The sequence below is a fragment of the Stenotrophomonas sepilia genome (assembly GCF_003244875.1).
GTDB classification, from domain to species: Bacteria; Pseudomonadota; Gammaproteobacteria; order Xanthomonadales; family Xanthomonadaceae; genus Stenotrophomonas; species Stenotrophomonas sepilia.
Genome location: NZ_LXXZ01000048.1, coordinates 39,470 through 61,743 on the forward strand (window position 1 = coordinate 39,470; position 22,274 = coordinate 61,743).

The window sequence follows — 22,274 nt, forward strand, 5'->3', positions numbered from 1 at the left end:
AAGCCCGCCCCCGGCCTCCGGGGGCAGGCATTCAGGCCGGTATCACGCCACCTTGGCGCCTTCCAGGAAGTCCTGGGCGAAGCGCTGCAACACGCCACCGGCTTCGTAGATCGCCACTTCCTCGTCGCTGTCCAGGCGGCAGGTGACCGGCACGATCACGTCCTGGCCGTCGCGGCGGTGGATGACCAGGGTCAGCTCGGCGCGCGGGGTGCGCTCGCCGACCACATCGAAGGTTTCGGTGCCATCAATGCCCAGGGTCAGGCGGGTGGTGCCCGGCTTGAACTCCAGCGGCAGCACGCCCATGCCGATCAGGTTGGTACGGTGAATCCGTTCGAAGCCCTCGGCCACGATCGCCTCCACACCAGCCAGGCGCACGCCCTTGGCGGCCCAGTCACGCGAGCTGCCCTGGCCGTAGTCGGCACCGGCAATGATGATCAGTGGCTGCTTGCGCTCCATGTAAGTCTCGATGGCTTCCCACATGCGCATCACCTTGCCTTCCGGCTCCACGCGCGCCAGCGAACCCTGCTTCACGCTGCCGTCGTCGTTGCGCACCATCTCGTTGAACAGCTTCGGGTTGGCGAAGGTGGCGCGCTGCGCGGTCAGGTGGTCGCCGCGGTGGGTCGCGTAGGAATTGAAGTCCTCTTCGGGCAGGCCCATTTTCGCCAGGTATTCACCGGCGGCACTGGAGGCCAGGATCGCGTTGGACGGCGACAGGTGGTCGGTGGTGATGTTGTCCGGCAGCACCGCCAGCGCGCGCATGCCCGACAGCGTGCGCTCACCGGCCAGTGCGCCCTCCCAGTACGGCGGACGGCGGATGTAGGTGCTCTGCGGGCGCCAGTCGTACAGGGGGCTGACCGCGGCGCCGTGCTCCACGCGCACATTGAACATCGGGTTGTAGACGCGGCGGAACTGCTCCGGCTTCACCGATGCCTTGACCACGGCGTCGATCTCGGCGTCGCTCGGCCAGATGTCCTTCAGGCGCACCTCGTTGCCGTCGGCGTCCACGCCCAGCACGTCCTTCTCGATGTCAAAGCGCACGGTGCCGGCGATGGCATAGGCGATCACCAGCGGCGGCGACGCCAGGAACGCCTGCTTCGCATACGGGTGGATGCGGCCATCGAAGTTGCGGTTGCCCGACAGCACGGCCGTGGCGTACAGGTCCCGGTCGATGATCTCCTGCTGGATGGCCGGATCGAGCGCGCCGCTCATGCCGTTGCAGGTGGTGCAGGCGAAGGCGACGATGCCGAAGCCCAGCTTCTCCAGGTCCGGCAGCAGGCCGGCCTCTTCCAGGTACAGCTGCACCGCCTTCGAGCCGGGCGCCAGCGAGGACTTCACCCACGGCTTGCGCAGCAGGCCGCGCTCGTTGGCCTTGCGTGCCAGCAGGCCGGCAGCGATCACGTTGCGCGGGTTGGAGGTGTTGGTGCAGCTGGTGATGGCGGCGATGATCACCGCGCCATCCGGCATCAGGCCCTGCGCCTGCTCGGCCTTGCCCGCTGCCAGCTTGGCCTCGTCGGCGATGCCGCGCTCGGCCAGCTCGGAAGTGGCCACGCGCTTGTGCGGGTTGGACGGGCCGGCCATGTTGCGCACCACGCTGGACAGGTCGAAGCGCAGCACGCGCTCGTACTGCGCGGTGGCCAGGTCGTCAGCCCACAGGCCAGTGGTGCGGGCGTAGTTCTCCACCAGCGCCACCTGCGATTCCTCGCGGCCGGTCAGGCGCAGGTAATCGATGGTCTGCCCGTCGATGTAGAACATCGCGGCGGTCGCGCCGTATTCGGGGCACATGTTGGAGATGGTGGCGCGGTCACCGATGGTCAGTGCCGCCGCCCCCTCGCCGAAGAATTCAAGGTACGCGCCGACCACGCGCTCCTTGCGCAGGAATTCGGTCAGCGCCAGCACCACGTCGGTGGCGGTGATGCCCGGCTGCGGCCTGCCGGTCAGCTCGACGCCGATGATGTCCGGCAGCCGCATCCACGAGGCACGACCGAGCATCACGTTCTCGGCTTCCAGGCCGCCCACACCGATCGCGATCACGCCCAGCGCATCCACGTGCGGGGTGTGGCTGTCGGTGCCCACGCAGGTATCCGGGAAGGCCACGCCGTCCTGCACGTAGACCACCGGCGACATCTTCTCCAGGTTGATCTGGTGCATGATGCCGTTGCCCGGCGGAATCACGTCCACGTTCTGGAACGCCTGCTTGGTCCAGTCGATGAAGTGGAAACGGTCTTCGTTGCGGCGATCCTCGATCGCGCGGTTTTTCTCGAACGCCTGCGGGTCGAAACCACCGCACTCCACCGCCAGCGAGTGGTCGACGATCAGCTGCACCGGCACCACCGGATTGACCTTGGCCGGGTCACCGCCCTTGTCGGCGATCGCATCGCGCAGGCCGGCCAGGTCAACCAGTGCGGTCTGGCCGAGGATGTCGTGGCAGACCACACGCGCGGGGAACCATGGGAAATCGAGGTCGCGGCGGCGCTCGATCAGCTGCTTCAGCGAGTCGCCAAGCGTGGCCGGATCGCAGCGGCGCACCAGGTTCTCGGCCAGCACGCGCGAGGTGTACGGCAGAGTGGCGTAGGCGCCGGGCTGGATTGCATCGACGGCGGCGCGCGCGTCGAAATAGTCCAGCGCGCTGCCGGGGAGGTTCTTGCGGTAATCGGTATTCATGGGCTGGCGGAATGCTTGGGGCGGGCCGGGTGCCGGCGGTGCGGCGGCGAAAGCATCCGGCCGGCACGCGGCCGGCCGGATGGGGACAGCAGGTGGATCAGACGCGCTTGTCGATGGCGACGAAGTCGCGGTCTTCCGGACCGATGTAGTTGGCGCTCGGGCGGATGATCTTGCCGTCGATGCGCTGCTCGATGATGTGCGCGCTCCAGCCGGCGGTACGCGCGATCACGAACAGCGGGGTGAACATCGCGGTCGGCACGCCCATCATGTGGTAGCTGACGGCGCTGAACCAGTCCAGGTTCGGGAACATCTTCTTGATGTCCCACATCACCGATTCCAGGCGCTCGGCGATGTCGTACATCTTCATGCTCGACTGTTCTTCGGACAGCTCGCGGGCCACGTCCTTGATCACCTTGTTGCGCGGATCGGACACGGTGTAGACCGGATGGCCGAAGCCGATCACCACTTCCTTGCGCTCGACGCGGGCCTTGATGTCTTCCTCGGCCTCATCCGGATTGTCGTAGCGCTTCTGCACTTCGAACGCCACTTCATTGGCGCCGCCGTGCTTCGGGCCACGCAGTGCGCCGATGCCACCGCAGATCGCGCTGTACATGTCGCTGCCGGTACCGGCGATGACACGACAGGTGAAGGTCGAGGCGTTGAACTCGTGCTCGGCGTACAGGATCAGCGAGGTGTGCATCGCCTTCACCCACGAGTCCTGCGGCTTCTCGCCGTGCAGCAGGTGCAGGAAGTGGCCACCGATCGAGTCATCGTCGGTTTCCACGTCGATGGCACGGCCGTTGTGGCTCCAGTGGTACCAGTACAGCAGCATCGAGCCGAGGCAGGCCATCAGCTTGTCGGCAATGTCGCGCGCGCCCGGATGGTTGTGGTCATCCTTCTCCGGCGCCACGCAGCCGAGCACGGACACACCGGTGCGCATCACGTCCATCGGGTGTGCCGACGGCGGCAGTTCTTCCAGCGCGGCCTTCACCGCGGCCGGGATGCCACGCAGCGACTTCAGCTTGGCCTTGTACGAAACCAGCTCGGCGCGGGTCGGCAGCTTGCCGTGCACCAGCAGGTAGGCGATTTCCTCGAACTCGCTGGTGTTGGCCAGGTCCAGGATGTCGTAGCCACGGTAATGCAGGTCGTTGCCACTGCGGCCCACGCTGCACAGCGCGGTGTTGCCGGCGGCGGTGCCGGACAGGGCGACGGACTTCTTCGGCTTGAAGGTCGGGGTTGCGGTCGTATCGTTCATGTTTCCCTCCGAAACTTGATGGTGCAGGGTACTGCTTATTTCTTGGCGGCGAACAGCGCATCGAGCTGCTGCTCGAAGGCGTGGTAGCCGATGCGGTCGTAGAGTTCTTCGCGGGTCTGCATGGTTTCCACCACGTTGCGCTGGTGGCCATCGCGGCGCACCGCCTGGTAGACGTTCTCGGCCGCCTTGTTGGCCGCGCGGAACGCCGACAGCGGGAACAGCTGGATCGCAACTCCGGCCGAAGCCAGTTCATCGCGGCTGAACAGCGGGGTGGCACCGAATTCGGTGATGTTGGCCAGCACCGGCACCTTCACCGCGTCGACGAAGCGGCGGTAGGTATCCAGATCGTAGGCGGCCTCGGCGAAGATGCCGTCGGCACCGGCCTCGACACAGGCGATGGCGCGCTCGATGGCCTTGTCCACGCCGTCCACCTGGATGGCGTCGGTACGCGCGATCAGGAAGAAGTCCGGATCGGTCCTGGCATCGGCGGCCGCCTTCACCCGGTCCACCATTTCACCCTGCGAGACGATTTCCTTGCCCGGACGGTGACCGCAGCGCTTGGCGCCGACCTGGTCTTCGATGTGGCAGGCGGCCGCGCCGGCCTTGATCAGCGACTTCACGGTGCGCGCGATGTTGAACGCGCTCGGACCGAAGCCGGTGTCGATGTCAACCATCAGCGGCAGGTCGCAGACATCGGTGATGCGGCGCACGTCCACCAGCACGTCTTCCAGGGTGTTGATGCCCAGATCCGGCAGGCCCAGCGAGCCCGCGGCAACACCGCCGCCGGACAGATAGATGGCGCGGAAGCCGGCGCGCTTGGCCAGCAGGGCGTGGTTGGCGTTGATGGCGCCGATCACCTGCAGCGGCGATTCGGCAGCCAGCGCCTCACGGAAGCGGGCACCGGCGGAGAAAGGGGCGGAAGCGGTCATGCGGCAATCCAGGTTGGAGAACGGATAGGTAGCCGCAAGCACCATGCCAAGCTGCAAGCCGTTGATTTCACGGGGATGACCGCCACGCGATAGTGAAACATATGAAACATTGAAACGGATGTATCATGAAACATCCCGTCGACCTCGCGCCGCCATGTACCTGCCCCGCTCCCTCCTGCGCCACGCCGACGCCGACCCCGGTCGCCCGGTGATCTGGACCGTCAGCGTTTCGCGCCTGACCGGCCTGCTCGGCGACGTCATTCCCGAGTTCGACCGCCGTGCGCGCATCGAGCAGATCAACCTCGGCTTCGAGGAAGCGGTGGACGTGATCGGCCAACGGCTGCGCCGCGAGCACTGCGACGTGGTGATCGCCGGCGGCTCCAACGCGGCCTGGCTGCGCGGTCGGCTGGAGCTGCCACTGGTGCCGATCCAGGCCAATGGCTTCGACCTGATGGAAGCGTTGGCCCGTGCCCGCCGCATCGCCAGCCGCATCGGCCTGGTCACCCACGCCAGCGACGTACCGGCGTTCAGCAACTTCCAGCAGAGTTTCGGCCTGGATATCGAGCACCGCCGCTTCGTCACCCGCGAGGATGCGCGCGACTGCATCGCCGACCTGCGCGCCAACGGCATCGAGGTCATCGTCGGCACCGGCATGGCCATCGACCATGCCGAGCAGGCCGGCCTGCCCGGCGTGCTGCTCTATTCGGCTGACTCGGTGCGGCAGGCGTTCGAACATGCGCTGGAGCTGACCCAGGCCCTGGCCCGCTCCGGCGGCAACCACGCCGCCCCGCGCCGGCGCCCGGCAGCGCGTGCCGATGCGCATGAACTGCTCGGCGACAGCCAAGCGATGGCCCAGGTGCGCGCACAGATCGCGCTCTATGCACCGCATGACAGCACCGTACTGGTGACCGGCGAAACCGGCACCGGCAAGGAGCTGGTGGCGCGGCAGCTGCACGCAGCCAGTGGCCGTCGCGGACGCTTCGTGGCGCTGAACTGCGGCGCCATCAGCGAATCACTGCTGGAAGCGGAACTGTTCGGCTACAGCGATGGCGCCTTCACGGGTGCACGGCGCGGTGGTCGCGTCGGCCTGGTCGAGGCCGCCGATGGCGGTACGTTGTTCCTGGATGAAATCGGCGAACTGCCGCTGCCGTTGCAGACCCGCCTGCTGCGCGTGCTGGAAGAACGCGAGGTGCTGCGTGTCGGCGCTACCGAACCGACCGCAGTCGACCTGCGCGTGGTGGCCGCCACCCTGCAGTCGCTGGAGCAGCGCGCGGCGACCGGCAGCTTCCGTCGCGACCTGTATTACCGGCTGGCCGCACTACGCATCGCCCTGCCCCCGCTGCGTGCGCGGCGCAGTGACATCCCGCTGCTGGCACAGCACTTCTTCCGCAAGCTGCGTGGCATCGACGCGCCATTGGATGCGGAGGCACTGGCGGTACTGAGCGCGGCCGAGTGGCCGGGAAACGTGCGCGAACTGCGCAATCTGGTGGATCGACTACGCATCCACTGGCAGCCTGGGGAAGGATTGATCGATGCAGCGCGTCTGCTGCAGCTCGCGCCCGAACTGGTGAAAGAAAGCGCCACCATGTTGCCGCTGGAAAGCAACGGCAAGCGTCCGCCGCGCGCGCAGTTGGAAACGCTGTTGCAGGATCACCGCAATGACCGTGAGGGCATGGCACAGGCGTTAGGGGTATCCCGCACCACGCTGTGGCGCTGGCTGCGCGCGGAGGGGCTGTAGAGCCGGGCCCATGCTCGGCTGCGCGTGCGGAAACATCAGCCGAGCATGGGCTCGGCTCTACAACGGCTGCCCACCCGTCAGCAGCAGCTCGACTTCCTCCACCTGCACCACCGGCACCCGCCACGGATGATGCGGCACGATGCCCTGCTCGAAGATGCGCTGCAACCGCTGCGGATCCCGAGGCAGGCAGAACTCCAGGCGCACGCTGTCAACCACTTCCGTGCGCCCCTCCTGCCCCTGGACGGGCGATGCACCCACCCGCGGGCGGAACTGCTCGAACCCCGGCGCCGACCACCACATGCCGTGCTCGTAGTCACCCGCCGCCAGGGCATCCACCGCAAGGATGCCCTGCTTCACTGCGTCCAGTGCTGCCGACGGCACGAACACCACCACGCGGTACAGCGGCAGGCGTTGCATCAGTCAGCCTTACGGGTACAGCAGTCGCTTGCTCCAGCGCCCTTCAGCACCGGCTTCATAGCACCAGCGCTCGTGCAGGCGGAACTGCGCGCCGTACCAGAACTCGATGCGGTCAGGCACCACGCGCAGGCCGCTCCAGCCGTCCGGGCGCGGAACGTCCTGGCCCTCGAAGCGGGCTTCGACCTCGGCCACGCGCGCGTCGAACTCCTCGCGCGTGGCCAGCGTCTTCGACTGCTGCGAGGCCCAGGCACCGATCTGGCTCATGCGCGGGCGGCTGGCGAAATAGGCATCGGCCTCTGCATCGGCCACCTGCTCGACACGACCTTCGATGCGCACCTGGATGCCGGCCTCGCGCAGGCTGCGCCACAGGAACAGCAGTGCAGCCTGCGGATTGGCCTGCAGCTCCCGGCCCTTGTGGCTGCCCAGGTGGGTGTAGAACACGAAGCCACGCTCATCGAACGCCTTCAGCAGCACGGTGCGCGCCGAGGGACGGCCGTGCGTATCGGCGGTCGCCACGGTCATGGCGTTCGGCTCGACCTCGCGGCTCTGCCTGGCCTCTTCGAACAGGCTGGCAAACGTGGACAGGGCTTCGGCGTACAGGTCGCTCATGATTGCGTTCTTCTCACACGGATTGGGCTATTGTGGCTGCATGGTCGCTGCTGCGTATATGCCCCAGGTGAAAGGATTCCCCGAAACATTGGCCGAACAGGTGCTGGACGACGCACTGGGCAGTGGCGCAGCGGTTCCAGTATTGGCGATCAGCGGCCTGCAGGGGAGCGGCAAATCGACGCTGGCCGCGCAGGTCGTGGCCCGCGCCCAGGCGCGCGGCCTGAACGCGGCCACGCTGTCAATCGATGATGTCTACCTGACCCGCGCACAGCGCCAACGGCTTGCCCGCCAGGTGCATCCACTGCTGATCACCCGGGGCCCGCCGGCCACCCATGACCTGCCGCTGGCCCACGCAGTGCTGGATGCGGTGGCCGCACGCCAGCCCTTCGCGATGCCGCGTTTCGACAAGCTGGCCGACGAACGCCTGCCAGAAGCGCAATGGCCGCGCCTGCAACAACCGCTGGACCTGCTGGTGTTCGAAGGCTGGTTCCTGGGCACGCCCGCGCAGGATGACGACGCGCTGGACAGCCCGTTGAACGCACTGGAACGCGAGGCCGACGCCGATGGCCGCTGGCGGCGCTGGTGCAACCAGGCGCTGGCCCGCGACTACCCGGCGCTGTGGCAGCGCTGCGACCGGCTATGGTTCCTTCAGCCGCCGGATTTCTCGGTGGTACCGCGCTGGCGCTGGCAGCAGGAACAGAACCTGCAGGCCGCGCAGCCGGGCCGGCACGGCATGAGCCGGCCACAGCTGGAGCGCTTCGTGCAGTACTACGAGCGGGTCAGTCGACAGGCACTGCACACCCTGCCCGCCCTCGCCGACCACGTGGTGGTACTGGATGGCCAGCGCCAGGTGCAAGACGTGCGCTGAGCGCGCCTATTCCACCAGGAAGGTCACCCGCAGGTTGACCCGCCACTCGGTGATCTCGCCGCTGCCATTGGTGACCACCTTGGTCTCGTTCACCCAGGCGCCCTGGATGCCCTTGACCGTCTCGGAGACCTTCTTCAGCCCACTGCGCACGGCGTCCTCCACGCTTTTCGGCGAGGAGGCGGTGATTTCGATGACCTTGGCGACCGTCATGGCCTGTACTCCGGCTGGCGCGGGAGACCCCGCAGGAACACCTACCCTGACGTGAAGGACGTAAAGGCCAGGGCACGGAGGTGTTAGCATCACAGGGCATGAATCCTGCTCCGAACCTGATCCTGATCGGCCCGATGGGCGCCGGCAAAACCTGCATCGGCCGCCGCCTGGCCGAGCGCTTCACGCTGGACTTCGTGGACGTCGACCAGGCCATCGTCGATGCCGCCGGCGCCAGCATCCCGACCATTTTCGAGCACACCGGCGAAGCCGGCTTCCGCAGCCATGAGCGGCAGGCCCTGGCCCGCGTGCTGGAAGGCCGCGGCCAATTGGTCTCCACCGGCGGCGGCGCGGTGCTGGACCCCGGCAACCGCGCATTGATTGCCCGGCGCGGCTTCGTGGTCTACCTGCGGGTCGGCGTGGCCGCGCAGCTGGAGCGCCTGGCCCGCGACAAGGGCAGGCCGCTGCTGCAGCGCCCGGACCGCGAGCAGGTACTGCATGATCTGGCCGCACAGCGCGACCCGCTGTACCGAGAACTGGCCGACCTCACCCTCGATACCGACCCGTATACCGCTGCCGACGCGACTGCCCAACTGGTAGTCAAGCTGGCCACGCAATGGCAGCGCCAGGACATGACCGCATGACTTCCCCCGCCCTGCTGCAGGTCGCCGTTGGCGGCGATCGCCCGTACTCCATTACCGTCGGCGCCGGTGCCCTGGCCGATGGCGCTGCACTGGTTTCACACGTGCGCGGCCGCCATGTGCTGCTGCTCAGCGACAGCGAAGTCGCCCCGCGCTATCTGGCGCCGGTGAAGCAGACGCTGCTCGCCGCACGCCCCGACCTGATCGTCGGCGAGCACGTGCTGGCCGCCGGCGAAGCGTCCAAGACCCTGGCCGAATTCGGCCGTGCCATCGAAGCGCTGGCCGCGCTCGGCGCCACCCGCGACGCCTGCGTGTTCGCCCTCGGCGGCGGCGTGGTCGGTGATCTCGCCGGTTTTGCCGCCGCCTGCTGGATGCGCGGCGTGGACTGCGTGCAGCTGCCGACCACCCTGTTGGCGATGGTCGATTCGTCGGTGGGCGGCAAGACCGCGGTCGACATCCCTGCCGGCAAGAACCTGGTCGGCGCGTTCCATCCACCGCGTGCGGTGATCGCTGATACCCGCGTGCTGGCTACCCTGCCGCCGCGCGAACTGCGCGCGGGCCTGGCCGAAGTGGTGAAGTACGGCGCGCTGGGCGATGCGGTGTTCTTCGAATGGCTGCAGCAGCATGCCGATGCGCTGCTGGCCGGCGAGGATACCACGCTGGCCGAAGCCATCGCGCGCAGCTGCCGGCACAAGGCCGCCATCGTCGAGCGCGATCCGTTCGAGAAGGGCGAGCGTGCCCTGCTCAATCTCGGCCACACCTTCGGCCATGCCATCGAGACCGAGCAGGGCTACTCGGCTCCGGGCCGCGATGCGCTGAACCATGGCGAAGCCGTGGCGGTCGGTATGGTGCTGGCGGCAAAGCTGTCCACCGACCTGGGCCTGGCCGACGACGCCGACCGCGCTCGCCTGCAGGCACTGTTGGAACGCCTCGGCCTGCCGGTGGCGATCCCGGCCGGGCTGGACCCGCAGGCCCTGCTCGGCCGCATGCGCCTGGACAAGAAGAATGTGGCCGGCCGCCTGCGCCTGGTGCTGTGGCGCGGCATGGGCCGCGCCGAAGTGGTGCCGGACGTGGATGAGGCGGCGGTGCTGAAGGTGCTGTCAGCCAGGTAGAGCCGGCCGCTGGCCGGCTTGTCCACGCATGAAGTTGCCGGCCAGCGGCCGGCACTGCCACGTTGCGGCAGGGGTCACCCCTGCCCCGCTACAATCGGCGCCATGCACGTCTACCTGCAACATCCCGACGCCGGTGCGCAGGCACCGCGTTTCCTGCGCCTGAGCCTGCAGCCGGACCTGTTCGGCGGTTGGGAGCTGCTGCGCGAGAGCGACCGCGTCGGCAGCCGCTCGCAGCTGCGGCGCGAGCTGTTCCTGCAGGCCGACGACGCCCGCCACGCCTTCGAGAAGGCCCGCGATGCCGAACTGCATCGCGGCTTCCAGATCCTTTCGCACGGCGACTGACGCCGCTGCTCCTCCCGTCCAAGGAATGCCCATCGTGACCAGCCCTCTCCGCAACGATCGCCTGCTGCGCGCCCTGCGCCGCGAACCGGTGGACTGCACCCCCGTCTGGCTGATGCGCCAGGCCGGCCGCTACCTGCCGGAATACCGCGCGACCCGGACCAAGGCCGGTAGCTTCCTGGCCATGGCCAAGACCCCGGAGATCGCCTGCGAAGTCACCCTGCAGCCGCTGCGCCGCTTCCCGCTGGACGCAGCCATCCTGTTCTCGGACATCCTCACCATTCCCGATGCGATGGGCCTGGAGCTGTACTTCGTCGAAGGCGAAGGCCCGAAGTTCCGCCACCCGGTACGTGATGAAGCGGCCATCGCCAAGCTGGCGGTGCCGGACATGGAGCAGGACCTGGGCTACGTGATGGATGCGGTACGCCTGATCCGCCGCGAGCTGGACGGCCAGGTGCCGCTGATCGGCTTCTCCGGCAGCCCCTGGACGCTGGCCTGCTACATGGTGGAAGGCGGCGGCAGCAAGGATTTCGCACGCATCAAGGCGATGGCGCTGAACCATCCGCAGGCGCTGCACCGCCTGCTGGAGGTCACCACCGAAGCGGTGATCGCCTACCTCGGTGCGCAACGCGCGGCCGGTGCGCAGGCGCTGCAGGTGTTCGACACCTGGGGTGGCGTGCTGTCCCCGGCGATGTACCGCGAGTTCTCGCTGCGTTACCTGCAGCGGATTGCACAGGGCCTGGATCGCGGCGAAGGCAGCGAGCGCACGCCGCTGATCCTGTTCGGCAAGGGTACCGGCCTGCACCTGGAAGCACTGTCGCAGACAGGCGCCGATGCACTTGGCCTGGACTGGACGCTGGACCTGGACGAAGCAATGCGCCGCACCGGTGGTCGCGTCGCCCTGCAGGGCAACCTCGACCCGACCACGCTGTACGCCTCGCCGGATGCGATCGCCACGGCCGCAGCGCGCGTGCTCGACATCTATGCCGCCGGCAACGGCGGCTCGCGCGAAGGCCATGTGTTCAACCTCGGCCACGGCATGTCGCCGGACATGGACCCGGCGCACGTGCAGGTCCTGGTCGACGCGGTGCACGCGCACAGCCAACGCTGAGCATTCCGCATGCCATCACGGCGCGATGTTGATCGCGCCGTGACCCGCAGTGCGCGATCATGGCCGCCCCCACGTTGCACCGGCCGCACCCCATGTCCACATCGCCATCGACCTACAACCGCCAGCGTCCCCTGCTGTGGCTGGTGTCCCTGGCGATTTTCATGCAGATGCTGGACTCGACCATCGTCAACACGGCGTTGCCGGCGATGGCGGCCAGCCTGGGCGAGAGCCCGCTGCAGATGCAGTCGGTGGTGTTCAGCTATGCGCTGGCGGTCGCCACGTTCATTCCCGCCTCGGGCTGGATCGCCGACCGCTATGGCACCCGGCGCACCTTCCTGGTGGCGATCATTCTGTTCACCCTCGGCTCGCTGGCCTGCGCGTTGGCCCAGCACCTGCACCAGCTGGTTGGCGCGCGCGTGCTGCAGGGCATCGGCGGTGCGATGCTGCTGCCGGTCGGCCGGCTGGCGGTGATGCGCTCGGTGCCGCGCGAGGATTTCCTGCGCGCGATGAGCTTCATCGCCATCCCCGCGCTGGTCGGCCCGCTGATCGGCCCGACGCTGGGCGGCTGGCTGGTCGAGATCGCCTCATGGCACTGGGTGTTCCTGATCAACCTGCCGATCGGCGTGATCGGTTTCATCGCCGCGATGAAGATCATGCCCGACCACTACGCCAGCCATCGCACCCGTTTCGACCTGCGCGGCTACATCATGCTGGCCTTTGCGATGGTGGTGCTGTCGCTGGCATTGGACGGCATCTCCGGACTCGGCACCCCGCACGCGCTGGTGATGCTGATGACGGTCGCGGGCCTGGCTGCGCTGGTGGGCTACTGGCTGCATGCAGCCAATTCCACCGCGCCCTTGTTCTCGCTGGCCCTGTTCCGCGTACCCAGCTACCGCATCGGAATCCTCGGCAACCTGTTCTCGCGCATCGGCAGCAGCGCCATGCCGATGCTGATCCCGCTGCTGCTGCAGGTCGGCCTCGGTCTGGGCCCGATGAACGCCGGCCTGATGATGGTACCGGTGGCGGCCGCCGGCATGGTCTCAAAGAAACTGGCAGTGAAGCTGGTCGAACGTTACGGCTACCGCCGCGTGCTGATGACCAACACCGTGCTGGTGGGGCTGGCAATGGCCAGCTTCATCCTGATGACACCCGGCCAGCACCTGGCCTGGCGCCTGGTGCAGCTTGCATTCTTCGGCGCGGTCAATTCACTGCAGTTCACCGTGATGAACACCGTGACGCTGCGCGACCTTGACCGCGAATTCGCCAGTTCCGGCAACAGCCTGCTGTCGATGGTGATGATGCTGGCCGCCGGTTTCGGCGCCGCGGCGGCCGGCAGCCTGCTGGCCGCGTTCGGCAATCACCTGGACAGCAACAGCGCGACCGCCGCGCTGCATGCCACATTCCTGTGCGTGGGCGCCATCACCCTGACCTCGACGATGATCTTCTGGCAGCTGCCTGACACCAAGCCCGAACCGCGGCAGGTCGAGCACGTCGCGGAGTGAGGGTGGTTCGGCAGGGCCTGCGGCCCTGCACCCGCGGTAGTGCCGGCTGCTGGCCGGCAACAGCAACAGCCAAAGCGGCATTCCGTGGGTTGGCGGGGCGGTGTCGCAGTGCGGGGACGCCGCAAGTACGTCCCTGTAGGCTTGGCAGCCGCATCCATGCGGCTGACACCCCGCACTGCGACACCGCCCCACCTCTGACGGATTCCGGCGGCTCTTGGTAGGTGTCGACCTTGGTCGACACATCTGTCAGATATCGAAATCGATCTGACCCCACGCCATTTCAACAGCTCGCAGAATTCTGTCGAAGGCGGGGTGGGTCCACAGGCCCTGCAGAACCTACCTACCCGTGACCCTGGCGATCGCTTCCACCAACAGCTCACCAGTCACCGGCTTGCGCAGGAAGCCGCCGATGCCGGCTGCTTCCACCTGCTGCTGCAGGTCCGGATCGATGCGTGCGGTCACCGCCAGCAACGGCAGCATGTAGCCCTGGTTGCGCAGGTGCTGGGCCAGTTCGAAACCGCTCAGGCCCGGCAGGTCCAGATCCAGCAGGCCGACGTCGAAATCGCCGGCACTGACCTCGCGCAGCGCCGCCAGCGCATGGCCGGCATGCACCACCTCGTGGCCGCGTGCGCTCAACAGGCCACGCACCACGTCGGCCACGGTGGCATCGTCCTCGACCAGCAGCACCCGCAGCGGCGGCATGTTCGCCGCTTCGTCGCGGTTCGCCTCGGCCGATGCCTCGACATCGCAGTTCACCACCAGCGGCAACGGCAAGGTCACGCCGAAACAGGTGCCCCGGCCCAGCTGGCTCTCCACCTGGATCCGCCCCTGCATCGCATGCGCCAGCTCGCGGCAGATCGCCAGGCCGAGGCCACTGCCACCGTACTGCGCGGCGGTACGGGCACCATCGGCCTGCTCGAAGCGACGGAACAGGCGCTGCTGCTGTTCCTGGCTGATGCCTGGGCCGGTATCGCGCACCTCGAAGTGCAGCGCGCGCAGCTCGCCATCGCAACGTGCGTGCAGGGTGATAGTGCCGCGGCTGGTGAATTTCACTGCGTTCGACAGCAGGTTGAGCAGGATCTGCCGCACGCGCATGGCATCACCGGTCGCCTGCAGGCCCGGCGGCAGCTGATTGTCGAGGACGAAGCGCAGGCCCTTCTGTGCAGCCAGCGGGCCCATCAGCGCCGCCAGATCCTGCAACAGGCCATTCAACGCAAACGACTGCGACTGCAGTTCCAGGCGCCCGGACTCGATTCGCGCCAGGTCCAGCGCATCGTTGACCAGGTGCAGCAGGTGCTCGCCCGCATGCCGGATCGACTGCGTGTAGCCACGCTGCTGCGGGTCCAGTGGCGAGGCCAGCAGCAGCTCGCTCATGCCCAGCACGCCGGTCATCGGCGTGCGGATCTCATGGCCAAGGTTGGCCAGGAAGCGGGTCTTGGCCGCCGAGGCCTGCTCGGCAAGCTCCTGCTTGTGCAGCGCCAGCTGGTAGGCATGGCGCCGCTGCAGGCGGCGTCGGTACAACCAGGCGAACCAGCTGGTCAGCAGCAACCCGACCGACGCCAGCACCAGCAGGCCGGACAGGCTGCGCCACCACGGCGGCTGCACGCGGAATTCCAGGCTCTGCACCCGCGACCACACATGGTCGGCCGAGCGTGCCTGCACTTCCAGCCGGTAGCTGCCCGGCGCCAGGCGCGAGAACAGGCGCTCGCCGGCCGGGCCGACTTCGACCCAATCGGGGTCGTAGCCGGCCAGGCGGTAGCGGTACGTATTGGACGCCGAGTCGGCGAAGGACAGCAATCGCGCGACGATGCGCAGGTCGCGGTCGCCATCGGCGATCTGCAACGGCGCATCGTGGGTCATGTCCAGCACCTGCTCGTTGCGGCGCACTTCCACCCGCTCGATCACCAGCGGGGCGCGACGGACCGAAGGCCGTACCTGCTCCGGGTCGAACACCACCGCGCCCGCTGCCGTTCCGGCCACCAGGTGGCCATCGGCCGCTGCGATCAAGGTGTGCTCGCGGAATTCCTGGCTGGGCAGCCCATCATGCACGCCGTACAGGCGCACGCTCTGCCCATCGGCACTGACGCGTACCAGGCCGCGTGCGCTGGTCGCCCAAGCCACGCCCTGCGCATCCACCACCAGGCCGGAGGCGGAGATCGCCGGATAGCCCTGTTCGGCACCGACCACCGCCTGCCGTTCCAGGCGTCCCTGGCTCCAGCGGTAACGGGACAGGCGACCATCCTCGGACAACCAGACCTGGCCGTCACGGCCCACATGCAACGCATGGATCGCCGTTGCCGGCGCACCCGGCACCGGCTGGAAGCGCTCGCTTTCCGGCAGCCACTGCAGCAGGCCACGGCTGCTGGCCAGCCAGATGTGGTCCTGCGGCCCGCATTCCACATCAAGGTTGAGCTGGCCCTGCTGCAGGCCGCGCTGGCCATTGTCCAGCTGGCGCCGCACGTGGCCGTCGAGGTCGCGCTGCTGCAGGCCTGCGGGCAGCATCAACCAGAGGCTGTCGCCGTCGCAGGTCATCATCGCTTCGACGACCCCTTCCATCGCCGCATCTGCACCGGCATCACGGCCCCAACGACGCAGTTCGCGCCGCTGCGGGTCGTAGCGCACCAGCGCATCGGTTGATCCAATCCAGACCTGCCCACGCCGGTCCTCACGCACCGAGGTCAACCAGTGCATGCCGTTGACCCAGGTGCGATGCTGCTCGATCCTGCCGGTCTTCGGATCGAAGCGGTCCAGCGCGCCATGGCTGCCCACCGTCCAGACGCCGCCGTTGCTGGAGGGGCTGGTACCCAGCACGAGCGCATTGCGCAGCGAGCTGGGGTCGTCCTCCAGGCGCGACAGCACCGAGAACTGCCACCAGCGTGGCAGCAGGTGCCACAGCCCGGCATTGGTGCTGGCCAACCAGATGCCACCTTCGCGGTCCTCGTAGGCACCGGTCCAGTTCGGCCGTACCGGACCGCGCGCGATCACGCTGTACAGCGGCACGGTCTGGTACTGGCCATCGACCGCACGCCCCAGCCCGGTGCGTGTATCCAGCCAGTGCCCGCCCTGCTCGTCGCGCAGCATCATGCCCAGCACCTGCTCGCCCGGCGGCAGCTTCCACGGGGGGGCTTCGAAGCGGCCATCCGGGCGGCGCACGGTGGCGCCGGCCATCGTGCTGATCCACAGGCTGCCATCCGGTTCGGCGGTCAGCCCGTTGATCAGCAGGCTGGGGATGATGTCCGTACCGACACGCTCGAAGTCGGTCCCGGTCCAGCGCGCCACGCCATGCTTGGTGCCGATCCACAGGCTGCCATCGGCCAGCGTGGCCAGGTAGGGCACCGACGACGAAGGCAGGCTGCGCGGATTGTTCGGCTCGGGCAGGAAGCGCTGCAGGCGATCCTGGCTGTCCAGGCGGTACAGGCCGCCTTCGTGGGTACCGAACCAGATCGAGCCATCAGGCGTGCTGGCCAGGCTCCAGACCGTGTTGGTACCCATCAACGGCTGGCTGCTGCGGTCGTAGAAGTGCAGCTGGCGGCGGTCGGCCGACATGCGCACCAGGCCGGCGTTCTCGGTGCCTATCCACAACTGGTTGCGGGCATCGACCAGCACCGTCCAGATGCGGTTGTCACGCAGTCCATCCTCGGAACGCCACACGCGGTAGGTGCGGCCGTCATAGCGGGCCAGGCCATCGTTGGTGGCGATCCACAGGTAGCCGTAACGGTCCTCGGCCATGCGGTTGACGGTATTGGACGGCAGGCCATCGAACACCGTCACCTGCCGCGGGCTCGGAGGCACCGGCTGTGCCGCAGCGGGCAACGCGCAGCACAGGAGGACCAGCAGCAGCATCGCCGCCCGCAGATACACCACCGATTGCCTCCTCACGCTGGTCCTGATGATTCCCGCGCAGCGGGCGTCGGCATGGTAAACCGAAAGTCGCGCCGTTCACGCCCGGCGTCGGCGTCGTCACGCGGTCGCCTGTCGTTTCGCACGCGCCTGGGCGATGGCCGTCACCAGCAGGTCGCCGGTCACCGGCTTGCGCAGGAAGCCATCGAAGCCTGCGGCCAGCACCTGGGTTTCGGCATAGGCATCGGAACGGGCGGTCACCGCCACCAGCGGCAGTTCATAGCCCATGGTGCGCAGCTGGCGGGCGATGGCCGTACCATCCAGCGCGGGCAGATCGAGATCGAGCAGGCCGACGTCGAAACCATCGGTGGCGATCTCCGACAGCGCGCCCAGGCCATGCAGCACGTGGACCACCTCATGCCCGCGCACGCGCAGCAGGCCGGCGATGACCTCGGCCACCGTGGCATCGTCCTCGACCAGCAGGATGCGCAGCGGCGGCAGTTCCGGCAGGGCCGCCACGTCGCCCGCACTGTTGGCGGCCTGGCGCGTCCAGGGCAGGGGCAGGCGCACGCGGAACCGCGCGCCCTTGCCAGGCTGGCTGTCCACTTCGATGCGCCCCCCCATCGCCACCGCCAGTTCCTGGCAGATCGCCAACCCCAGGCCACTGCCGCCGTAGCGCGACGCGGTACGCGGGCCGTCGGCCTGTTCGAAACGATGGAACAGGCGCTGCTGCTGCTCGGCGTTGATGCCCGGGCCGCTGTCATGGACTTCGAAACACAGGCCGCCCTTTTCTTCCAGGCGTACGGCCAGGCCGACGTGGCCGCGCTCGGTGAATTTGATCGCGTTGCCGAGCAGGTTCAGCAGGATCTGGCGCACGCGCATCTCGTCGCCACTGACACTGATCGGCCCGGGCGGGTCTTCGCCGCGCTGGAACACCAGCTGGCGTTGCTGCGCCATCGGCTGCATCAGGCCCTGCACCTGGTCCAGCAGCTCCCCCAGATCGAACGGGCGCAGGTCCAGCTCCAGCCGCCCGGCTTCGATCCGGGCCAGGTCCAGGGCATCGTTGACCAGCCGCAGCAGATGGCTGCCGGCCTGCTGGATGGACCCGGCGTAGCCGCGCTGCACCGGATCCAGCGGGGTCGCCAGCAGCAGTTCGCTCATGCCCAGCACGCCGGTCATCGGCGTGCGGACTTCGTGGCCCAGCGTGGCCAGGAAACGGCTCTTGGCCTGCGAGGCCTGCTCGGCCAGCTGCTGCTTGTGCACCGTCAGCTGCCATTGCTGGCGGCGGCGCAACCGCGCGCGGATCGACCAGACCAGAACCACCAGCAGCAACGACCCCAGCAGGATGTAGCCGAATATCGCCATGCCGCTGCGCCACCACGGCGGCAGCACCTTCACCTGCAACTGCTGCGAAGGCGTCCACGTGCCCCGGGCAGTCGCAGCCTGCACCTCGATGACATAGCGGCCGGTCGGCAGCCGCGACAGGGTGCGCTGGCCATCGCCCCCCTGCTCCACCCAGTCCTGGTCGTAACCCTGCACGCGGAAGCGGTACCGGTTGCCCTGCGGGCTGGCATAGGACAGCAGCCGCGCATCGATCTGCAGATCGCGGTCGTCCGGTCCCAGCAGCAGGGTGCCAGTAAGCGGCAACGGTTGCCAGCCGCGTGCGTCGTCGCGCCGCACACGCACTTCGGCGATCACCAGCGATGAAGGCGGCAGCACGGTGTCGTCGGCATTCACATCAAAGGCGACCAGGCCGGTCTGGGTAACCGCCAACACGCGGCCATCGGCATTCACCGCAGGTGGCCGACCGGTGAACTCGGCATCGGACAGGCCATCGCGTTCGTTGAACTGTTGCAGGCGCCGCGTCTTCGGGTCCCACCGCAGCAGGCCGCGCGGCGTCGTGGCCCAGAGCTGGCCATTGTCGGCCAGCGCCAGCCCCCCCATGGTCACCGGCGGCACGCCCGCACTGCCGTCGATGCGCTGGATCAGGCGCAGGCTCATGCCATCCCACTGGTAGCGCTCGAAGGCGCCTTGGCGCGCCAGCCACAACTGCTGCGGATCGATCCATACCAGATCGTAGATCGGGCCGCGCGACACGCCGGGCACTGCCTCGAAGCGTCCGGCCTGCTCACGCCAGATGCCCGTGTCGCCCATCACCCAGGGCCGGCCTTGGGCGTCGAAGCGAATCTGCTCGATCGGCGCATCGGCCGTCCCGCGGAAATGTTCCAGCGGATGACTGTGCAGCAGCCGGCCCTCTGCATCGCGCTGCTGCAGGTCCAGGCCCATCACCGACACCCACACCGTGCCATCAGGGGCCTGCCGCATCAGGTCGATGCGCTGGCGCAGGTCGGCACTGCCATCGATCCGCAGGTCACGCAATGCGCCGGTGGCCGGATCGTAGACGGTGATGCGGCCGCCGCGTCCCAGCCACAGGCGACCATCCGGGCGCGGCAGCACCGACCACACCACGCCGTTGCCGAGCTGCCGGTCGCTGGCCAGCAGACGCAGGGTGCCCTGCGCATCGAGCTGGTACACCCCTCGCGCCGAGCCGACGTAGTAGTTCTTCCCATCGCTGGCCGCGCTCAACAGGTACTGGCTGTCCAGGGGCTTGCCGTCGAGCTGGTTCCAGATCGAGAAGCGCCGCCAGTCCGGTGGCAGATAGGCCAGGCCCTGGGTCAGCAACGCCACCCACAGTCCGCCCTCGTGGTCCTGCAGCAGGTCAAGCACACCGCTGTGCGCGGTCAGGAAGCCGCTGCCGCGGTCCCCCTCCAGGCGGCGCAACGCCGCCGCATCCCCTCGCAACAGGCCATCGGAGGTACCCGCCCAGTAGCCCCCCTGGCGATCGGCCAGGACCAGGGCCGACCGCAGCTGGGCACTGTCGGCCCATCGCGGGCGACTGACCCGGTCCTGCCCATCGATGCGGTAGAGGCCATCGTTCTGGCTGCCTACCCAGATCGAACCGTCTGCATCACGGCTCAACCGGAGCACGCTCAGCCTACCCAGTTCCCGCGCGGCCACCGGCTCGAAGCCGCTGCCGTTCCAACGCGCCACACCGGCTTCGGTGCCGACCCACAGGCGGCCCCGCGCGTCGACCAGGCTGGTGAAGATGCTGTTGCTGGGCAGGCCACCCGGGTGCGCCGGATCATGGGTGTAGAGGCGCACGCTGCCGTCTTCGCCGAAACGGCAGACGCCATGGTTGTTGGTCCCGATCCACAAGGCGTCGTCGACATAGGCCAGTGCCCAGAACTGCCCCTGGCAGGTGGAATTGACCGTATCGAAGGTCTGGAAGCGTTCGCGGTCGGCATCCAGGCGTGCCACGCCCTTGCCATTGATGCCCACCCAGACCCGGTCCAGCGGGTCGATCAGCAGGGTCTCGATCTCGTTGCCTGGCAACGAGCCCGGCTGTTCCGGGTCGTGCTCCCAGACCCGCAGGCTGTTGCCGTCATAGCGGGCGAGTCCACCATCGGTGGCGGCCCATACGTGGCCCTGGCGATCCTCGGCCAGCGCCACCACCATGCGAGACGGCAAGCCTTCGGCGGCACCGAAGCGGCGCAGGCGTGGTGTTTCTGCCATGTGCAGGGTCGCAGCCGCCGTGGCCATCGCCACCAGCAGCAGTCCCATACCTGCGATGCCACGGCACCACAGGCGCCAGCCGCTCGTCATCCTGAACCCCCTGTCCTGCGCCGATTGTCACACAGGGCCGGGGTCATGGCTGCAACAGCCTGTTTCCAGCGGCGGCACCACCACGAACTGTTGCACCCATGCACGCAACGTTGGCAGGGGGCTGTGCGTATGATCGCAGCGTCCCCTTCCGGAGCCCGCCATCGATGCGTCCCTGTCTGGCCCTGCTGCCGATGCTGCTCGCCACCGCCCCTGCCTGGGCGGCCGCTGACACCTATCGCCTCGATCCGGTGCACACGCGGGTGCTGTTCTCGATCGACCACGCAGGCTACTCGCAGGCCATGGGCACGGTATCGGGCAGCGAGGGGCGCGTGCGGTTCGATCCCGACAACTGGCGCGACGCCACCGTGGAAGTGGATGTCCCGGTGTCGCGACTGGACCTTGGTGATGCCAAGTGGAACCAGGCCACGTTGGCCCGCAGCCTGCTCGACGGCGAGCGTTTCCCGACCGCGCGATTCGTCTCCACCAAGGTCGAGCCGATCGATGCCAGGCGCGCGCACGTGTCCGGCACGCTGACCCTGCGCGGGGTCAGCCAGGAAGTCACGCTGGATGTGACCCTCAACGCCATCAAGCGCTACCCGCTTCCCCCGTTCCGACGCACCGCCGGTTTTTCCGCCAGCACCACGCTGAGCCGGCGCGCGTTCGGCATCACCGCCTGGCCGGGCGTCATCGGTGATGCAGTACAACTGAGGATCGAGGCTGAAGCCACCCTCGACCGCAGCGACGCCCCGGGAACTCCCGCTCCCGTTCCGCACTCCGACCCCAAGACGGCCCCCTAGAGGACCCCTCATGACCGCCAAGAACACCCCCGCCGCCTGGGGGAGTGTCAGCCAGATCCTGCATTGGTTGATCGCACTGCTGATCCTCGCCCTGGGCGTGGTCGGCCTGACCATGGGTGAACTGCCCAAGACCCCGAAGTACTTCTGGGTCTACACCGCGCACAAGTCGATCGGCATCACCGTGCTGGCGCTGGTGCTGTTCCGCCTGGGCTGGCGCCTGTACGCCGGTGCACCGAAGCCGGTGCCGGGCGTGCCCAGCTGGCAGGAGCGCATCGCCGGCGCCACCCACGTGCTGCTGTACGTGCTGATGTTCGCCATCCCGCTGTCGGGCTGGCTGTACGACTCGGCCAGCGGCCTGCGCCCGTTCCGCTGGTTCGGCCTGGTCGACGTGCCCAAGCTGAGCGGACCCGACCCGCAGGTTGTCGCGGTATCGCATGCCATCCACGAATACGGCTTCTGGCTGTTGATCGCGGTGGTGCTGGCCCATGCCGGCGCTGCCTTCTACCACCACCTGTTCCAACGCGATGCAACGCTGTCCCGCATGTTGCCGCGCGGCTGGCTCGCCTCCCCTCAGAAGGACTGACC

The 22,274-nt window shown here is 68.1% G+C and carries 17 protein-coding genes; 9 read left to right on the forward strand and 8 right to left on the reverse strand.

All coding sequences use genetic code 11. The features are described from left to right. Positions 1-42: 42 nt before the first annotated feature. The 3 genes from acnD to prpB form a co-directional block, all read right to left on the reverse strand. Positions 43-2,661 carry a Fe/S-dependent 2-methylisocitrate dehydratase AcnD gene (gene acnD / locus A7X97_RS08920; protein ID WP_088496814.1) on the reverse strand — a complete coding sequence of 873 codons (2,619 nt, stop codon included), beginning with the start codon at positions 2,659-2,661 and terminating at the stop codon, positions 43-45. 97 nt (positions 2,662-2,758) lie between these two features. After that, positions 2,759-3,916: a bifunctional 2-methylcitrate synthase/citrate synthase gene (gene prpC / locus A7X97_RS08925; RefSeq protein ID WP_005418357.1), complete on the reverse strand. Its 1,158-nt coding sequence runs from the start codon at positions 3,914-3,916 to the stop codon at positions 2,759-2,761. Positions 3,917-3,951: 35 nt separating this feature from the next. Beyond that, a complete protein-coding gene (gene prpB, locus A7X97_RS08930) occupies positions 3,952-4,845 on the reverse strand; it encodes a methylisocitrate lyase (RefSeq protein WP_088496824.1) in 894 nt (297 codons plus the stop codon). Positions 4,846-4,999: 154 nt separating this feature from the next. On the opposite strand from prpB, the gene prpR reads away from it, so the two are divergent. Beyond that, positions 5,000-6,583: a propionate catabolism operon regulatory protein PrpR gene (gene prpR, locus A7X97_RS08935; protein WP_088496813.1), complete on the forward strand. Its 1,584-nt coding sequence runs from the start codon at positions 5,000-5,002 to the stop codon at positions 6,581-6,583. A 57-nt stretch (positions 6,584-6,640) separates the two neighbouring features. Here the strand turns inward: prpR and A7X97_RS08940 are convergent, their stop codons facing one another. Together A7X97_RS08940 and pdxH are read right to left on the reverse strand one after the other, a co-directional pair. Then, complete coding sequence (locus tag A7X97_RS08940; RefSeq protein ID WP_088496812.1) at positions 6,641-7,000, reverse strand: YqfO family protein; 360 nt, start codon at positions 6,998-7,000, stop codon at positions 6,641-6,643. Positions 7,001-7,009: 9 nt separating this feature from the next. Then, positions 7,010-7,609, reverse strand: coding sequence for a pyridoxamine 5'-phosphate oxidase (gene pdxH, locus A7X97_RS08945; protein WP_088496811.1), 600 nt, complete (start codon positions 7,607-7,609; stop codon positions 7,010-7,012). A 40-nt stretch (positions 7,610-7,649) separates the two neighbouring features. On the opposite strand from pdxH, the gene A7X97_RS08950 reads away from it, so the two are divergent. Beyond that, positions 7,650-8,477 carry a kinase gene (locus tag A7X97_RS08950; RefSeq protein WP_088496810.1) on the forward strand — a complete coding sequence of 276 codons (828 nt, stop codon included), beginning with the start codon at positions 7,650-7,652 and terminating at the stop codon, positions 8,475-8,477. A gap of 6 nt (positions 8,478-8,483) precedes the next feature. Here the strand turns inward: A7X97_RS08950 and A7X97_RS08955 are convergent, their stop codons facing one another. Beyond that, complete coding sequence (locus A7X97_RS08955) at positions 8,484-8,687, reverse strand: dodecin family protein (protein WP_005410663.1); 204 nt, start codon at positions 8,685-8,687, stop codon at positions 8,484-8,486. 98 nt (positions 8,688-8,785) lie between these two features. Here A7X97_RS08955 and A7X97_RS08960 point away from each other — a divergent pair, with 98 nt between their 5' ends. The 5 genes from A7X97_RS08960 (at position 8,786) to mdtD (ending at position 13,389) form a co-directional block, all read left to right on the forward strand. After that, positions 8,786-9,328 carry a shikimate kinase gene (locus A7X97_RS08960; protein ID WP_061478864.1) on the forward strand — a complete coding sequence of 181 codons (543 nt, stop codon included), beginning with the start codon at positions 8,786-8,788 and terminating at the stop codon, positions 9,326-9,328. Further along, positions 9,325-10,437 (forward strand): 3-dehydroquinate synthase, encoded by a 1,113-nt coding sequence (aroB, locus tag A7X97_RS08965; protein WP_088496809.1) that lies wholly within the window; start codon positions 9,325-9,327, stop codon positions 10,435-10,437. The genes A7X97_RS08960 and aroB overlap by 4 nt, the downstream gene beginning before the upstream one ends. 102 nt (positions 10,438-10,539) lie before the next feature. After that, positions 10,540-10,779 carry a WGR domain-containing protein gene (locus A7X97_RS08970; protein ID WP_088496808.1) on the forward strand — a complete coding sequence of 80 codons (240 nt, stop codon included), beginning with the start codon at positions 10,540-10,542 and terminating at the stop codon, positions 10,777-10,779. Positions 10,780-10,804: 25 nt separating this feature from the next. Then, on the forward strand, positions 10,805-11,887 hold the full coding sequence (gene hemE, locus A7X97_RS08975) for a uroporphyrinogen decarboxylase (protein ID WP_111007833.1): 1,083 nt from the start codon (positions 10,805-10,807) through the stop codon (positions 11,885-11,887). A gap of 92 nt (positions 11,888-11,979) precedes the next feature. After that, entirely contained in the window at positions 11,980-13,389 is a 1,410-nt protein-coding gene (gene mdtD / locus A7X97_RS08980) for a multidrug transporter subunit MdtD (RefSeq protein ID WP_005418383.1), read from the forward strand. Between the two features lie 336 nt (positions 13,390-13,725). Here mdtD and A7X97_RS08985 read toward each other — a convergent pair whose 3' ends face one another. Together A7X97_RS08985 and A7X97_RS08990 are read right to left on the reverse strand one after the other, a co-directional pair. Further along, complete coding sequence (locus A7X97_RS08985) at positions 13,726-17,253, reverse strand: hybrid sensor histidine kinase/response regulator (protein ID WP_111007834.1); 3,528 nt, start codon at positions 17,251-17,253, stop codon at positions 13,726-13,728. Positions 17,254-17,349: 96 nt separating this feature from the next. Then, positions 17,350-20,892, reverse strand: a complete 3,543-nt coding sequence (locus A7X97_RS08990) for a hybrid sensor histidine kinase/response regulator (RefSeq protein WP_111007835.1) — start codon at positions 20,890-20,892, stop codon at positions 17,350-17,352. Positions 20,893-21,056: 164 nt separating this feature from the next. Between A7X97_RS08990 and A7X97_RS08995 the strand changes: the two genes are divergently transcribed. Next, positions 21,057-21,689 (forward strand): YceI family protein, encoded by a 633-nt coding sequence (locus A7X97_RS08995; RefSeq protein WP_088496806.1) that lies wholly within the window; start codon positions 21,057-21,059, stop codon positions 21,687-21,689. Positions 21,690-21,699: 10 nt separating this feature from the next. Next, positions 21,700-22,272 carry a cytochrome b gene (locus A7X97_RS09000; RefSeq protein WP_088496805.1) on the forward strand — a complete coding sequence of 191 codons (573 nt, stop codon included), beginning with the start codon at positions 21,700-21,702 and terminating at the stop codon, positions 22,270-22,272. Positions 22,273-22,274 lie beyond the last annotated feature (2 nt).

Excerpts from the sequence above, each read along its gene's own strand:
- acnD (WP_088496814.1), bottom strand. The coding sequence starts at position 2,661 with ATGAATACCGATTACCGCAAGAACCTCCCCGGCAGCGCGCTGGACTAT.
- prpC (WP_005418357.1), bottom strand. The coding sequence starts at position 3,916 with ATGAACGATACGACCGCAACCCCGACCTTCAAGCCGAAGAAGTCCGTC.
- prpB (WP_088496824.1), bottom strand. The coding sequence starts at position 4,845 with ATGACCGCTTCCGCCCCTTTCTCCGCCGGTGCCCGCTTCCGTGAGGCG.
- prpR (WP_088496813.1), top strand. The coding sequence starts at position 5,000 with ATGTACCTGCCCCGCTCCCTCCTGCGCCACGCCGACGCCGACCCCGGT.
- A7X97_RS08940 (WP_088496812.1), bottom strand. The coding sequence starts at position 7,000 with ATGCAACGCCTGCCGCTGTACCGCGTGGTGGTGTTCGTGCCGTCGGCA.
- pdxH (WP_088496811.1), bottom strand. The coding sequence starts at position 7,609 with ATGAGCGACCTGTACGCCGAAGCCCTGTCCACGTTTGCCAGCCTGTTC.
- A7X97_RS08950 (WP_088496810.1), top strand. The coding sequence starts at position 7,650 with ATGGTCGCTGCTGCGTATATGCCCCAGGTGAAAGGATTCCCCGAAACA.
- A7X97_RS08955 (WP_005410663.1), bottom strand. The coding sequence starts at position 8,687 with ATGACGGTCGCCAAGGTCATCGAAATCACCGCCTCCTCGCCGAAAAGC.
- A7X97_RS08960 (WP_061478864.1), top strand. The coding sequence starts at position 8,786 with ATGAATCCTGCTCCGAACCTGATCCTGATCGGCCCGATGGGCGCCGGC.
- aroB (WP_088496809.1), top strand. The coding sequence starts at position 9,325 with ATGACTTCCCCCGCCCTGCTGCAGGTCGCCGTTGGCGGCGATCGCCCG.
- A7X97_RS08970 (WP_088496808.1), top strand. The coding sequence starts at position 10,540 with ATGCACGTCTACCTGCAACATCCCGACGCCGGTGCGCAGGCACCGCGT.
- hemE (WP_111007833.1), top strand. The coding sequence starts at position 10,805 with ATGCCCATCGTGACCAGCCCTCTCCGCAACGATCGCCTGCTGCGCGCC.
- mdtD (WP_005418383.1), top strand. The coding sequence starts at position 11,980 with ATGTCCACATCGCCATCGACCTACAACCGCCAGCGTCCCCTGCTGTGG.
- A7X97_RS08990 (WP_111007835.1), bottom strand. The coding sequence starts at position 20,892 with ATGACGAGCGGCTGGCGCCTGTGGTGCCGTGGCATCGCAGGTATGGGA.
- A7X97_RS08995 (WP_088496806.1), top strand. The coding sequence starts at position 21,057 with ATGCGTCCCTGTCTGGCCCTGCTGCCGATGCTGCTCGCCACCGCCCCT.
- A7X97_RS09000 (WP_088496805.1), top strand. The coding sequence starts at position 21,700 with ATGACCGCCAAGAACACCCCCGCCGCCTGGGGGAGTGTCAGCCAGATC.